We start from the raw sequence: 15,210 nt of genomic DNA on the forward strand, positions 1-15,210 counted from the left end.
TTGTCGCATCTAAATCGCCTCATACCCTGCGGCCTTGAAGTAGTTTCGACATTCCTCAACGGAGAACAATGCGCAGATGTCGCTGAGGGCATTCGATATTGCGTCGAAGCTCCTTGCGGCTTTCTTTCGTAGGAGCGACTTGAGTTTCGAGAAGGCCATTTCGATTGGGTTCAAGTCGGGCGAATAGGCCGGTAGGAACAGCAGCCTGGCACCGGTTTGTCTGATGAGTTTTTCGGCCTTTTGGCTTTTGTGGAAACGGACATTATCGGCAATGACGATGTCGCCCTTTGATAGAGTTGGGACAAGTTGCGTTTCGATCCAAGTCTCGAATATCTCGGCATTCATTGGTGCGTTGACAATCCATGGCGCCACCATGGAATGCGATCGGAGGCCAGCGATAAACGTCTGCGTCTTCCAGGATCCGAAAGGCGCATGACTGCGGTAACGGTGACCCCGTAACGACCAACCGGAGCGTTTTGTCAGCTTTGTGTTCGTCGACGTCTCATCGATAAAAGTGAGGCGTGCCAAAGCCTTATCAAAAAACGGCTTGCGTCTTTCGATCCATAGACTTCTCGCCCGAGCGATTTCCGGACGAAGCTGCTCGCTTGCCATCAGGCTTTTTTTGTGGCTTAACCCGAGCCGGTGCAACATGCGGCCGACGCTCGAGCGATGCACAATTACGGCTTTGGTGCATGAATAGTTTCTGAACGGTTCGGCGATAGGCAAACAGGATCGCAATCAGCTTGATCCGAGTGCCATGCCGTACAAACACAACGCCGATCGTCATCACATCGCAAAGATGAAATTCAGGGTGACGAATTGGCCGGAGTACGAGGCAGGCCTGCGTCGGCGTGGCAGTCTTACACTGTGGATGACGCCGGAAGCATTGGCCGGATGGCATGCACCACAGCGAAAACGCGAGGTGGTCAACCCCGGTATTCCGATCTTGCCATCGAAACGGCCCTGACCCTGGGCTGTGTGTTCGGAATGCGGCTGCGCCAGACCGAAGGGCTCATGAATTCGTGTTCGATCTTATGGGACTTGATATACCCGTCCCCGATCATACGACGCTGAGCCGTCGGGCACAAACGTGGAAGCTGCCGGCCCAACGAAACCCGCCTCTGCCGGACGGCCCGCTGCATGTGCTGGTCGACAGCACGGGGTTAAAGGTGTACGGCGCCGGGCAATGGCTTGAGGAGAAACATGGCGCCAGATCACGCCGCAACTGGCGCAAATTCCATCTGGCAGTGGATGCCAATAGTGGCGAGATCATTGCCCATAGGCTGACCGATCAGGGCACGGATGATCCTTCCCAGGTGGAGCCGTTGCTCAGCCAGATCGACGGCGAGATTGACCAGTTCACAGCCGACGGAGCCTATGATGGCAAGCCAACCTATCAGACGGTCCTGCAGCACAGCGCAACCGCGAACGTCGTCATTCCACCGCGTTCGACGGCGGTGGAAAGCAATGGTGATACAGGGCCACCTGATCAAAGAGACAAGCACATAGCGGCGATCGCAAAAGACGGTCGGCTGCAATGGCAGGCGGCCACCGGCTACGGCAAGCGTGCACTGATCGAAACCGCCATCGGGCGATACAAGGGGCTGATCGGGCGACGTTTGCGGGCTCGTTCGTTCGCCACCCAGCAGACAGAGGTCGCCATCGGTTGCATCGTTCTCAACCGCATGCTGGCATGTGGACGCCCGGAGTCTGTCCGGCGTCAAGTCAGGCAGGCATAACCGACAACATCAAAGGCCGAAATGCGTTCGATTTCATATCCGCGCACCAACGCCTCCCTCCGCTGCTTCTGCATTTGCCGGAGAGGCGCTGGGGCATGCTGCGAGTAACGCTAATTGGGTCAGCTATTCAGCTCACGCACCGCAAAGCACGGCAACTCCCTCGGGAATTGCTGCCCCAGATGGGCAGTGGGCAGCGCGATGCTCTGACAGCGGTATGCCGGGTATTGCTGTCACTGACATCAAAATTGATCCAGAAAGCATTGCAAGGTCATGGCGGCGGCGGGCCCGAACCGATCTTTACACGCCTCATCAGGTAAACGGTGATCCGCGGAGCGAGGGCAAAAACCTATTCTGAATCATCTCCATCGTCAGGGGGCCTCTTCGGCGTCGACAAAATCAGCTGCCCTGATTTTTCAGGGGAAATTCTGTCGCAAAAGTCAGATGCAAAAAGTAACCTTTAGCGACCGACTTTTGCGACACTCGGCTTGACGGTTCACCGTCCTTCGCCTATTTGTTACATGTAACAGATTGAGCGGAGATTCCACCATGCCAACGCCTGTCACCCAAAGAGTCCAGAAGCGCCGGGACGCGCTACGGGCTGCTGGATTGCGCCCGGTGCAGATATGGGTTCCGGATACGCGTCTCCCGGGCTTTGCCGACGAGTGCCGCCGCCAGTCACGGGCCGTCGCTGCGGCTGATGCCGCTGACCGCGATCTGGACGCCTTCATGGATGCCGCCCTTGCTGATCTGGATGACGAGGCCGACGCGTGAGGCGTGGCGATCTCGTTACCGTCGCCATGCCGGGGGACTTCGGGAAGCCCCGCCCCGCCCTCATCATCCAGGCCGATCAGTTCGAGGACACCGGCACGGTGACGGTGCTGCTGGTGTCGGGGACGTTAGTGGACGCCCCTTTGATCCGGCCTACAGTGCGCCCGACGCCCGAGAACGGGCTACGCAAGCCGTCGCAAGTGATGATCGACACGGCCATGTCGGTGAAGCGCGACAAGCTCGGCCCGTCCTTCGGGCGGCTCGATGACGGAACCATGCTTTCCATCACCCGTTCGCTGGCCGTTTTCCTCGGCCTGGCCTGAGATCGTCTTTCACTATGTGCGAAATTCAGGAAATTTGCGAAAACTCGTCTGTAGTGCGCCAAGAAGCGACCACATCAGCAGATATTACATCCTCCGCACCGTTTCCGAAACCGGTAATTTTTCCGGGGTTGTACACGGGTTTTTAGGCTGAGACAGGCCATCAGAGTCGCTTTGCTTGGAAAGGAAGCGATGGCATTAGAATGGACGATCACAATCGTGGGCAGGAACGAATTTGGCGACACCTGCCGAAAGGAGATCCGCGTCGACAAGAGCTGGGAGCGCCTGTTCGACGGCGATATTGGCTTGTCCATCGACGATGGCAAGAAGATCATGGCGGCAAAAGTGCTGTCGTCAGCCATGAGGCGGAAACTTATTCTCTCTTTCGCCGCGTTTGCCCGGACTGCCACACTCTCCGATCAGTCAAGGACTATACGACACGAAAGGTCCGAACTGTTTTCGGCGCTGTGAAGGTACGTAATCCCGCTGGATGCTCTGCGAGAAGTGCTATCCCGGCATGGTCGCTGCCTTCGCGCCCTTGAAGGAATCTGCCCCGATCGGGCGACACCGGAATTGATGGAGCTGACGGCGCGCCTGGGGAGCATGATGCCATACCGGCAGGCTGCGAAGGTGCTTGCCGAGTTTCTGCCGATTGAACCAACCGAAACGCATGCGACTGTACGCAAGCGCACCATCAAGATCGGCGAGCGGCTCGACGATCAGATCGCAAGTGAAGAGCAGCACGCGAGGTCGCAAACGGATGAGCGACGCCAGATGGAAATGCAGCTTCCCGGCGACCGGCGCAAAGAGTTCGTCGTCAGCATCGATACCGCCCATGTTCGCAGCGTCGATCGCAATTCGGCGCGCAACTTCGAGCTCGTTGTGGCCCGGTGTGGTCGCGGTGGCCGGGGCGAACCAGGTGGCCGATATTTCACGACCGGCAGTACCAACCAGACCGCTCTTCGAGACCGAGCGCTGCACGCGCTTCAGAAGGAGGGATAGTGCGGTTTTGGCGACTTCACCGTGATCTCGGACGGCGCCGAAATTCTGAAGCGGCTGCCTCGCGCCATGCCGGAGCCGACAGCCCATATCATCGACTGGTTCCACATCGCCATGAAGATTCAGCCCATGCAGCAGATCGTCAACCACATCGTGCGATCCCAATCGAGCCCCTTCGAAGCGCTTCCGACCATCGACAGGGACATCAGAGCCGTGAAGTGGCGGCTCTGGCATGGGCGCATCGACCGCGCGATCCACGACCTTGAGCGGATTGTTGCCGGCTTGCAGCAAGCGCAGGGGGAAGGCGAGTTCTCGATCGCGCGGCTCTACAGCCTCGGCGGGCAACTCCTGACTTACATCCGTTCGAACCGAGGTGCACTCGTCAACTATGGAAAACGCTATCGCTCCGGCCTTCGTGTCGCTACGACCTTGGCCGAGTCAGCCGTGAACTCGCTGGTTGGCAAGCGGATGGTGAAGAAGCAACAGATGCGCTGGTCCATCCACGGCGCTCACATGCTGATGCAAGTCCGAACGGCAGACCTGAACGGCGAGCTTCGTGATCGATTGCGGGCACACTTCCGGCAGCCAGAACCGAACGTGCCTCCATTGTTCAAACCCAAACCCCCCCCTTTCTCCGAGCCGCCTGACCCCAGAGAAGTTACCGGTCTCGGCCTTCATCGCCACGATCTTTGGCGGATGGCTAGCAAGAAAGGTGCGCAGCTGACCTCGCGTCAGCTTCTTCCGGAACAGTGGCCTGCCGGTAGCGTCTGCACCATGCAATGGAACATGGATTTAGCCAAGTCCTATCCCGATCACAGCGGCACGATCCAGCATGGAGGCGAAATGCTCTCGGCGCGGGCGGTCTAGCCGGAGTGCTGCGGCGCAACAAGCGAACCTGTGCTTTTGGCAACGGCGCCGCTCCAATCACCTGCGGCGGGGAACCCATGCACTGCCAGACTCTCAGGAGCGACAGGCCGCGCCGTTACGATCGATCCGATGAAACCAACCTTTGTTGGTAAATCGTATACGCGCCAGCAGTGGCTTCCCTGCTCGTTCCGAAGCCACAGACGCGCACCATTGGGGCCAGTTTGTCGCGAGAGTGGAACCACGACCTGCGACAGGGGGTGGGCAAGTCCGAGTCCCAGAGCTTTTACTGCGGCTTCTTTACGAACCCAAAGGCGCAATAATAGTTCAGGAGCATTCGTCATCGTCCGAAGCCGTCGCCATTCTGCCGGCGACCAAATGGTCTCAAGCCAGCTCCATTCAACCGCTTGGTCCAGGCATTCGACGTCGATGCCGAGCAAAGGCTGGTGAGAGACAGCGACAAGTGCTAGGTCGCCGCTGCGGCTCAACGAAAAAATAGGCCCTCCGGGAACGTATGGGCGACGCCATTGGCTGTACGCAAATTTCACATCCCAGGGCTCAATAAGCAAGCAACCGGCCAAGATTCGGCGTAGGGCCACGTGCGCCGCTGCAAACCTTCGCGCGTCGTGCCGATGCTTCAAACGATTATATTTTTCCTGTTCTTCGTGATCCAACCAGGCAAGGCAGTCCGGCCACGGGTGGGGCGGAACGTTCAAATCAAACTGCCAGATCTTCACAGATTTCATTTGAGACGCTTGTGTTTCTGTTTTGGTAATTCAACTCTTTCGCCGAAAGTAGCATTGCGATGTTAAACGCGAAGCGAACGTTCATCTCTGCTCAAGCGCCGCCACTCTCGATAAAGGACGAGCGTGGCAGTCAGGCCAGCAGCAGCCTCACTGAGAACGGGACTAATGATGAGACCTTTGACGCCCAGCCACCGCGGCAACACTAGCAGGAGTGGTATCAGGAATAGCCCATCGGGCGTAATTGCGAGCAGCGATGCCCGTGTCACTTCGCCTTTGGCCTGTGCCAGCATAATAGTGACTGCCATTGCGGGAAAGCAAACAGAAGCGGCTAGGAATGCAGCAATTGCGCGTTCCGCGACCGCGATAGCTGAGGTCTCCGTAACAAACCAGGCGGCCAAAGCGTGCGATTGGCCGATGCCTATGAGCGCGCACATCGATGAGAACGCTAAGGATAGGGACAATATTACGGTCAATGCCTGCCGCACTCTGTCGCCCCTTCCCGCACCGATGTTGTAGCCGACCGCAGATTGGGCACCGATGCACAGGCCACTGATTGGTAGAGCCACTATGAAAAGCAGCCGCGTTGCGACACCCACCCCGGCCAAAGTATCGTCGCCAAATGTGCTGGCAGTAGAATTGAGCAGCCACATGGCAGCAATGCCAGCCACACTCGCGAGCGCCGCCGGACTTCCTACCGCCAGAATGACACCTATACGCGCCAATAAACCGGTTGCTGGATGACGGCCTAGCCTCACCACACCGGACGCGGTCGCAAAATGCCAACCGTACACGGCGGCCGCAGCCGCTTGCGCAATCAATGTTGCGAAACCAGCTCCTGCGATCCCCAGATCCAATCCGAAGATCAGCAGGGAATCGAGCACTGCGTTGAGAGCAAATGCCACAATCTGCGTGACCATGCTGAATAACGTGTTCCCCTCGGCCCTGACGATGAAGCCGCAGATCATGTTGAATACGAGCAGCACCTGGGCAAACAGGAGCGGCCTTAGGTATTCGATCGCATAGGGCAGCGTATTGTTGCTAGCGCCAAACCATGTCAGGAGGACGCTGATGCTGGTCGCGATACTACCAGAAGCTAATATCGCAATGCCCAAGCCCAAGACAATTGCTGTCAAGGCGAATGCTGCTGCGGATGCATGGTCATGCCGACCGAGGCTGCGCGCCACGGTCGATGCTGCCCCAGTCCCCACCGCTTGCCCGACAAGCGTCAGGACCATGGTAATTGGGAATGTAATCGCAAGAGAGGCCACCGCCTCTGCCCCAAGACGTCCAACGAAGAAAGCATTCAAAAGCTGGTAGGCCGCACTGACGCAAAGTCCCACAATCGTTGGAACGGCAAGCCTTAGCACAAGTGGCACCATGGGCTCGTTCTCGAGCTGCTCTAACTGGATCGGTTTCATTTGAGCGCCTGCTTTTAGGTAGAATATCATCGGACACTGGAGTCAGTTGAGACTTATTATTGTCTATTGCAAATCTCGCGAATGATTCCCGTCAGGTTGTTCTGCAATTTGTTTGCAGTTGACGTGGCCGATGATCCATCAATACGAGAATAGTTATGTTGTTGCACTATGCGCAAACAGCTATTCACTTCGTCGATTGAGTACTCAAGCCAATGGTGTTTGTTAAAATTCATGTCTTCGCCACACCATAACGGCGCCTCTTGCTGGTCCAAAAAACGGCGCCCGCCGATGGCCGCTAGAGGAGCACGGAAATTGATCACAACACGCGGCGTTGGCAATCGTGCCGCGCGCGCCGCCACTCTCTCATCAGGATGAAATGCTTGGAGAGCACGCAGGCCAAGGCCAAGGGTGGGTATCCGGCGACGTTGGGCGGCTACAGAGCGCAATTGCGCCATCGTTGGTTCAGTGCCATCGACCACCAGTGGCATTGGCAAGAGTTCACAGCAGATTCCAAGGTTATTTGATAGATCGACACCACCCAACACAGGAGTGCGCAGGGCCGTAATGCTGTCCACGTAAAGTCCAAGCATTGGACGATCGCCACCTAATGTCCGCAAAAAAGCCAATAGAATAAGATCCAGCCCATCTATCCCGGCACGATCAGAAAATCCCAGCAGCGCAGCGGTTTCCACTTGAGGGATGCTGAGAAATCGAGTCGCTTGGGATTCACACAACCGCAAGAATTCGTCGTTGTCGACTTCGCCGGCCCGCAACAACGCCTGCATGCGACGCGCGCCGACAGGATCGGATGGGGTTGGGTCTCCTCCAGAACGCGCCGCCGCTAGAGCCAGTGGTGAACCGGAGGGCATTAATGCTGCCCAAGGTCGGGTTTCCCAGTATTCAAGCTCTTCCTCGGCATGATCTATCGCATGATTGCGAAGGAGGTTAAGCCAATTGGCTATGCTGGCGTGTCCTGTGAGGGCGGTTGGCTTGACCTCTAGGCCAGCCGCCGCAGTCCTATAGAGTCGTTCCAGTTCCCCAATTAACAGACGAAAACCGTAGCCGTCTGTAAGGAAGTGATGCACGACAATGAATAGCCAGCTTCGCTGTGTCTGCGGTTGGCCCCCCTCGAATAGCAACACCCTGAGGAGGGGGGTGCGACCGTCGAACCGGAAGGCATACTGTGCCTGTTCGGTTTTTTCTGACACGATCTGTTCCCACATTTCCGGCAAATCGGCGGGGAGTGTGATACGTTCTAACGATAGCGGGTCGTCGGTCGGGAGCGTGCGCGCCGGAGTCCCGTCTGAGCGAACGAGCCGGGTACGAAGCATGGGATGCTCATCACCCAGTGTGGCAACGGCTTGCGATAAGAGCGTTCCATTAAGCTCTCCTGCGCTGAATTTCCACAGGCCATACAAATTGAAGTGCTCATCGTAGCCCATGTGCTGGCTGAAGAAACGCATGGTGGGGGAAAAAGGCGGGGCCACATTCTCGGATTTGATGCGATCGAATGTAGTCTCATTGGGCAGAGCATCCCCGTGTGCGTCAATGAGACTCGCCAGGTCGGCCAGTCGAGGGTTATCGTAGAGTTCGCCGACGGTGAAGCGCAAGCCACGAAGGCTGGCGTCGGACACGCATCGCACACTTAGGATCGAAGTTCCCCCAAGAGCGAAGAACTCGTCCTCGGCTGAAACCTCTTCGCAACCCAACAGACGCTCCCAAAGATCCGCGAGGGCTGCCTCGGTTACCGTTTGCGGTCTCCTTCCTTTGCCTGTGGACATCGCAGTTGGCAGTGGTAAGGCGCGACGGTCCAATTTGCCACCTGGATTGCGAGGCAGTTCATCAATGCGCATAATGCGCGCTGGCACCATGTATGTTGGAAGAGTTTCCCGTGTGAATGCCAGAAGGTCGGCCTCATCGAGGAGATCTGCAGTGCTGACCACATAGCCCACCAGCAGGCCGCCCCGATCCGGCATGGCATGCAACGCGACCCCGGCATCGCTTACGGCGGGGTGCGATCGGAGCGCATGCGCGACCTCGTCAAGTTCGACGCGGTAACCGTTCACCTTGACTTGGTCATCGTCGCGGCCATGAAGCTCCAGCGTCCCATCCTCCCGGAATCTGGCAAGATCACCAGTCCGGTAGAGCAACTGGCCGTCTTGCATCATTTCGAACCGAGTTGCCGGTTGCTCTATGTTATCGAGGTACCCAAGACTCAGGCATGCACCTGTGACACACAACTCACCCAGCGCGCCGCGCGGCATAAGTTGCAGCTTCCTGCTTCGCACGGTCAATTGCACATTTGCAATCGGTCGACCTATAGGAACGTTACGCGCATCAAGCGGAAGTGAATGATCCACTTGGTGCCAGGCGGCATTGGAACTGCACTCGGTCGAGCCATAGAAATTAAAGAGATTTGTGGCTGGAAACGCGAGCGTCCAGCGCTTGACGAGGTCAGGCGGCAGTGCCTGAGTGCTGCTAGCAACCAGCCGAAGCGCACTTGCCGACGGACCGCCGGTCGAGCGCGCCATGATCAGTGCATCCAAGATGGGTGGGGCGGCGAGGAGATGACTGATCTTGTGGTTTTCAAGCACGGACAGCAGCCGTTCTGGGATGACAAGCTCCTCTCGGGACAACAAATAAGCGGGAACCCCCTGCAGCAACGGACCGAAAATTTCCCAAGTGCTTGCGACAAGCGTTGCGGACTTCTGGACCACTGCAACGTCACCGGCAAGGAAGGGCAACTCTGACCACATCCAGTGCAAACGGTTCAGGCACGCCGACGCCGGGACGCGCACTCCTTTCGGCTCCCCGGCCGTTCCTGACGTGAAGACGATGTGCAGGACATCATGAGGCAAGACCGGATGAGGCACCCCCCCTATCGAAGCGGTTCCTGAGAGGGAATTCAGTGAAACCATCTGGCATGGCGAGTTTTCGTAGCATGCCCAGGAAGCATGAACTTCGCTGTCGGTCAGCAGGACCTTCGGGGATGTTGCCCGTAAGATGTGAACAGCGCGAGCTTGCGGCAACTCAGGCCCTAAGCAGACATATGCGGCATGCACCTTCACGCAAGCAAGGAGCGCCACCAGCGTTGCAATTCCCCTATCTGTCGCGATTGCTATTCGATCACCTGCGCGTGCACCCAGACCAGCCAACCCATTGGCAATACGGTCGACCGAGTCGTTCAGTTCAGCGTAGGAAATTCGGCCTCCGTTCCAGAAAAAGGCGGTGTGTTCTGGAGTGCGTTGCACCTGGGCCTCGAACAGTTCACGTAAGGTTGCCTTGCAACCGAAATCGCGGCTGGTGTCGTTGAAGGACGCAAGAAATCGCACTTCTTTCTCGTGCAATAGTCCGAGAGAACTGAGCGGTGCGTCGGGCGCTGCGACGCAATGCTTCAACGTGTGTTCCAAATTGCGCAGGATCCGCTCTGCTTGAGGTGCCTCGAGGATCTCTTTGCAATACGTCAGTTGAAGATAGACGCCGTCCCCTTCCTCCTGCGCGTAGAGTGTCAGATCGTATTTGGCGTAACCCAGCTCCAGTTCACGGATGGTGATGGTCAGTCTTCCGCCGTCTCCGTGTACTTCCTCCGGTTGCTCCGAGTACATGTTGAACATGACCTGAAAGACCGGTGATATGTTGCTGCGTCGTGCAATGTTAAGGGTCTCCAGCATCCGCCCGAACGGATAGTCACCATGTGAGATGGCGTCCGAAACAGTTTCCTGTACCCCCTTTACCAACGTATTGAAGGTTTCCGTGTCGTCGATTTTCAGCCGCAGCGGCAGCATATTGAGGAAAAAGCCAAGAAGCTGCTCGGTACCGGGGCGCTGCCTGACTACGTGAGGCGCGCCCACTACGACCTCGTCCTGTCCGGCATATTGCGCCAGCACGATCGCAAACCCTGCTAGAAGTGTTGCGAATAATGTTGACCGGTTGTCAGCAGCCACACGACGAAGCGCGGCCGTCACGCCCGCATCCAATGCTAGCCCTTGGGCGTGGCTGGCATATGTGAGGTGTCGGGGGCGTTCGTGATCGCTTGACAGCTCGAGGACCGGTAATTCTCCGCTTAACATCTGCTGCCAGTATGTCCCTTGAACATTGTAGCGATCAGGGGTGAGATTTTTTGCTTCCCACAGAGCGTAGTCGCCGAGGCCAATTTCGGGCTTTGCTGGCGAAGCTGCGGCCTGGCCAACCGTATGACTCTCGTAGAGGCGTCGCAGATCGCGCGCCAACACCGAAAGCGACCATGCGTCCATGATGATCTCATGGGTAGTTAGGTATAGCTCGTGCCGGCGCTCGTTCCTACGAACGAGGGCGGTCCGAAGGAGTGGGCCAGTCGCCAAATCGAACGGTTGCGCGCTGTGTTGCCGCTGAATTGCCGCGACGTGCTCGGCTTGAGCCATTGAAGGCAACGACGAGAGATCTTGGTACTCTAGTCGAGGTAGCGGCCCGTCAAAGGCCATCAGGGGATGGCCATCTTTCTCCAGGAATCTCACCCGCAGCGTGTCAAAACGATGGAGTAAATCAGTCCAGGCCGCCTCGAATGCACCGCGATCCAAGGAACCCTCAAGATTGACGACCGTCCGAAGCTCGTAGTTTCGTGCCTGGGGGTCGAGCTTCCAGAGGAACCACAGGTGAGTTTGAAGATATGTTGGCGGCACCACTTTCGTCGCCGCCTCAGGAATGCGGATAATGGGAGGCAACTGTGTCTCGGCGCCCTGCTCGATCGTCCGCGCCAACTCCCGGACCGTTGAACGGTGAAGTTGGCCCGATTGTATCTGGCGACCAAAAAGGCGGTGAACCCGATTAGCGAGCAACATCATTCGCAGCGAATCGCCTCCCAAATCGATGAAGGCGTCGTCGAGGCCGACAGGAGCCACGCACAGGATCTGCTCCCAAAGGTTCGCAAGCTGTCGTTCGATTTCTGATCGTGGCGATACGAAGGCAACATCGGACAGCGGGCGCATTCCATCTGGAATCGGCAGGCGGCCGTAGTCGAGCTTGCCGTTTGCATTGAGTGGGAGTGTCGGCACTTCAAAAATTTGATCCGGCATGATGTACGGCGCCAAGTATCGGCCCAGATGCTCTTGCAGATGTCGCAAAGTGCAGTGATCGCGCAGAACTACGAAGGCAACTAGGCTAGGCGGCACAAGATCTGCGTCGACGGCTGATGCATTTTCATCGCTACTCTCCCGCCCCAGTTTTGCACGGGCCGTGAGCTTCGCCCATCGATGTTGGCTTCGATGCAGGACTACAGCGCTTCCCATGACGCCATGATGGCTGTTGAGAACAGATTCAATTTCTCCCAATTCGACACGGTAGCCCCGCACCTTGACTTGCCGATCCGCTCGGCCAAGGCACTCGAGCAAACCATCGGGCCGCATGCGAGCCAAATCACCCGTCCGATACAAACGGCTGTGGCTAGGCGTGTCGTCGAACGGGTTCGCCACGAAAACCGCCGCAGTGCGTTCCGGGTCATTGATGTAACCCCGAGCGACGCCAGCACCGCTGACACATAGCTCCCCAACTTCCCCTCTCGATGCAAGTTTCAGAAGATCACTGTCCGGCCTGACAAGGTAGACCCGAAGCCCGGGAATAGGTCGGCCGATCGGTACGTAGGTTTCATTGGCGGCTGGCGGCTGTGTCACCAAGTGGTGCGTGACGCCGTCGCCGCACTCCGTTGGGCCATAATGATTGAGGATGGGAACTTCCGGATGGTGCGTCAGCCATTTGCGACATAGATCGGGTGACAGCGGTTCGCCAACAGTTGAGATGCAGCGCAGGTTCTCAAACTGAGGTGTGCTCTCGCCTTCTGTGGCAACGAGGCAGGTACGCAAGAGCGATGGCACGAACTGAATTACCGTGATCCTCCGATCGCGCAAAGTTTTTGATAATTGGCGAGGATCCGCAATAACAGCGGAAGGCAAAATATCGATGGCTCCACCCACCAATAGGCCTGCCAGGAATTGCCAGAGTGATACGTCGAAGCAGTGGGAAGCCGTTTGAGCAACGCGGTCAGTCGCACAAAGGCTGAGATCCGCAATTTTGGCATTGAGGTGGTTGGCCAACGCGGCATGTGTGAGCACCGCGCCCTTTGGTCCGCCGGTGGTTCCGGACGTGAAAATGACATAGGCAGCATCACCCGGCTGCACATCCAGGAATGTTGTGGGCGCGGCGGGGATCGAGGTGGCTAAACCGGCATTGACGACCGAAGCGGTTCCCGCAATTGCCTGCGCAAGCTCCAAATCGTCTGGAGCAGTAACCAGGATGGCGCATTCGCTACGTTCAACCATGCCCCGCAGCCGATCGGTGGGGTATGCCGTGTCCAGGGGTACGTAGACCGCGCGCAGCCGAAATATCGCTAGCATACAAGCAAGCAGCGCTGGGCCACGCGGCATCAACACAGCCACTGCCATGCCCCGTGTGCAGCCATGAACGCCAAGCGCGGCGGCAAGTCGATTGGTGAGATCGTCCAGTTCGCCATACGTCAGGTAATCTTCGCCGAAATACACGGCGGGACGGGCGGGGCATTCTTTTGCCGATTGGCCAAAGCGGGAAACAACAGATACAAATACTTTCGGAGAAGCGGGATGTAAGCTGTCCATAAGAGTGCGTTTTCCAAACTGCATTAACGAAGGAAATTTCCTGTGGTGGCCTGGCGTTCCAGCTCTTGATCCAGGCCATGGTAGACGCCGAGCAAGCCCGCCGAGGGGCAGGCATGTCCGGCGCTCGTATGAACAGCATGGCCCAATATTGAGCACACCGTTGAATGGATCGTAGACAGGCACAAACGCGCCAGCCTCGCTCGATTGCGACGCTGTCATTCTGGATGAGTTTTGCGGAACCTTACATTTTCGACCTTCTCTTCGGCTGGTCCACTGGTCGTTGCCAGAGGTCTGAATAGACATTCGCAAGCAGCTTGCGAGAAACTTTCTCTCAATCCCTTGCGATGAACCCCTGCATATAGTGCGCCAAACGAAAAACGATTTATAAACAACAACATGACTTCCAAGGTTGCCATGTCGCATGTTCGACATTGTTCAACATCAAACAAAACTATGCACGTGGTGTTGGCCGGCTCTTAAGTTCCGCTTTCCCGGGGGTGGAATCCTGTCCATGACGGCGATGGCGAGTGCGTGCAGATTGGCAACGAGGAGCTTCGTGGAATTTGTTCGCCGCGACTTTGTCCGAAATGGCGTGAGGATAAATGATCAAGGGGGAGTAGAGCTTCGGGCCCTGTTGCAAAAACAATGTGATGCTGGAATGGGCGGTGACGATTTTCAGCGGCCCTTTAATGAGCGATTTCAAGTGTCGCAATTTTGAGGGCGAGGTCATCCTTTGGGTGGTTCGCTGGTGTTGCCGGTGCGGGGCATTCAAAATGCTGAAAAGGGCCTAATGCGTATGCGCCGTCTGCATCCCATTGATTCCGCGTGTTTCTGAACGTTGAGGTTTCTGTCAGAAGATTTTCGGCAAGAGCTGGAGATTTGGCATGGCGGATGGTCACGGGTTTGTTGGGCGATGCGAAGTTGTCGAGCCTCGTCGGGGAAACCGGCGATGGCCCAATGATCTGAAGGCGCGAATTGTAGCGGAAAGCCTTCAGCCTGGTGCTCGGGTTGTTGATGTTGCGCGTCGTCATGATCTCATTGCGCATCAGCTTTCGGACTGGCGACGGCAGGCACGTCAGGGTCTTCTGGCGCTGCCTGCGGAGCTGATGGCTGGCGTGCCTTGCGAGAATAGCGGCCCATTCGAGCCTGCCTTTGTGCCACTTGATTATGACGGAGCCGAAGATTGCTACCGATGCTTCGCCGATCCCGGAGACGGTCGAGATCACTTCGGGGACCATGACGGTAGAAATAGGCGTAGACCTTGTGGTGAGGGTTCCCGGCGATGTGCCGGTTGATCGGGTTGCGGCTCTGGTGCGGGCGATGCGAGGGATGGCATGATCGTCGCGGGCCAACGATTACCGATCTTGATCGCGACGAGGCCGGTGGACTTCCGCTGTGGTCATCAGGCGCTGGCATTGATGGTGCAAACCGAGTTGAAGCTCGATCTGCATTCCGGGGTGACGGTGATCTTCCGGTCGAAGCGCGGGGATCGCCTAAAAATCCTGGTATGGGATGGCACCGGAATGGTGCTGATCTACAAGGATCTGCTGTCGTTTGGCAGTTAAACGTGAGAATGCGCCCGTTAGAGCAGCTCTTGGCAGTTAATTTGAGACGGTCCGCCCATGTTTCGCATTGACCAATTCTCATTTAAGTGGTTGTAAAAATTCCGATTTACTGGACGTGATCTGCTAGGATGGAAAGCTCCGTCCTTGTGGCAAATATCAAATTAGAGCATCGCACTGGAATTGAGAATC

The 15,210-nt window shown here is 57.1% G+C and carries 7 protein-coding genes and 4 pseudogenes; 7 read left to right on the plus strand and 4 right to left on the minus strand.

All coding sequences use genetic code 11. The features are described 5' to 3' along the window. Positions 1–9 precede the first annotated feature (9 nt). Positions 10–726 carry an IS630 family transposase gene (locus ISN39_RS35540; RefSeq protein WP_246763630.1) on the minus strand — a complete coding sequence of 239 codons (717 nt, stop codon included), beginning with the start codon at positions 724–726 and terminating at the stop codon, positions 10–12. Between the two features lie 31 nt (positions 727–757). On the opposite strand from ISN39_RS35540, the pseudogene ISN39_RS35545 reads away from it, so the two are divergent. The 5 genes and pseudogenes from ISN39_RS35545 to ISN39_RS35560 form a co-directional block, all read left to right on the plus strand. Then, positions 758–1,739 (plus strand): annotated as a pseudogene (locus ISN39_RS35545) (IS5 family transposase). Between the two features lie 55 nt (positions 1,740–1,794). Continuing rightward, positions 1,795–2,094: pseudogene (locus ISN39_RS37525) on the plus strand (carbon-nitrogen hydrolase family protein); the annotation flags it as partial. A 191-nt stretch (positions 2,095–2,285) separates the two neighbouring features. Next, positions 2,286–2,510, plus strand: a complete 225-nt coding sequence (locus ISN39_RS35550) for an antitoxin MazE family protein (RefSeq protein WP_194732556.1) — start codon at positions 2,286–2,288, stop codon at positions 2,508–2,510. Continuing rightward, complete coding sequence (locus ISN39_RS35555) at positions 2,507–2,830, plus strand: type II toxin-antitoxin system PemK/MazF family toxin (RefSeq protein WP_194732557.1); 324 nt, start codon at positions 2,507–2,509, stop codon at positions 2,828–2,830. The genes ISN39_RS35550 and ISN39_RS35555 overlap by 4 nt, the downstream gene beginning before the upstream one ends. Before the next feature lie 189 nt (positions 2,831–3,019). Beyond that, positions 3,020–4,393 (plus strand): annotated as a pseudogene (locus ISN39_RS35560) (ISKra4 family transposase); the annotation flags it as partial. A gap of 296 nt (positions 4,394–4,689) precedes the next feature. Here ISN39_RS35560 and ISN39_RS35565 read toward each other — a convergent pair. The 3 genes from ISN39_RS35565 to ISN39_RS35575 all read right to left on the minus strand — a co-directional run bounded on the left by ISN39_RS35565 (position 4,690) and on the right by ISN39_RS35575 (position 13,480). Beyond that, positions 4,690–5,436, minus strand: a complete 747-nt coding sequence (locus ISN39_RS35565; protein WP_194732161.1) for a 4'-phosphopantetheinyl transferase superfamily protein — start codon at positions 5,434–5,436, stop codon at positions 4,690–4,692. Between the two features lie 62 nt (positions 5,437–5,498). Further along, on the minus strand, positions 5,499–6,854 hold the full coding sequence (locus ISN39_RS35570; RefSeq protein ID WP_194732558.1) for an MATE family efflux transporter: 1,356 nt from the start codon (positions 6,852–6,854) through the stop codon (positions 5,499–5,501). A 56-nt stretch (positions 6,855–6,910) separates the two neighbouring features. Continuing rightward, complete coding sequence (locus ISN39_RS35575; protein WP_210388724.1) at positions 6,911–13,480, minus strand: non-ribosomal peptide synthetase; 6,570 nt, start codon at positions 13,478–13,480, stop codon at positions 6,911–6,913. Between the two features lie 860 nt (positions 13,481–14,340). On the opposite strand from ISN39_RS35575, the pseudogene ISN39_RS35580 reads away from it, so the two are divergent. Together ISN39_RS35580 and tnpB are read left to right on the plus strand one after the other, a co-directional pair. After that, positions 14,341–14,794 (plus strand): annotated as a pseudogene (locus tag ISN39_RS35580) (transposase). Beyond that, entirely contained in the window at positions 14,791–15,021 is a 231-nt protein-coding gene (tnpB, locus tag ISN39_RS35585; RefSeq protein ID WP_194732560.1) for an IS66 family insertion sequence element accessory protein TnpB, read from the plus strand. The pseudogene ISN39_RS35580 and the gene tnpB overlap by 4 nt, the downstream one beginning before the upstream one ends. The last annotated feature ends 189 nt before the right edge of the window (positions 15,022–15,210 follow it).

Source organism: Rhizobium sp. 007 (genome assembly GCF_015353075.1).
GTDB lineage: Bacteria > Pseudomonadota > Alphaproteobacteria > Rhizobiales > Rhizobiaceae > Rhizobium.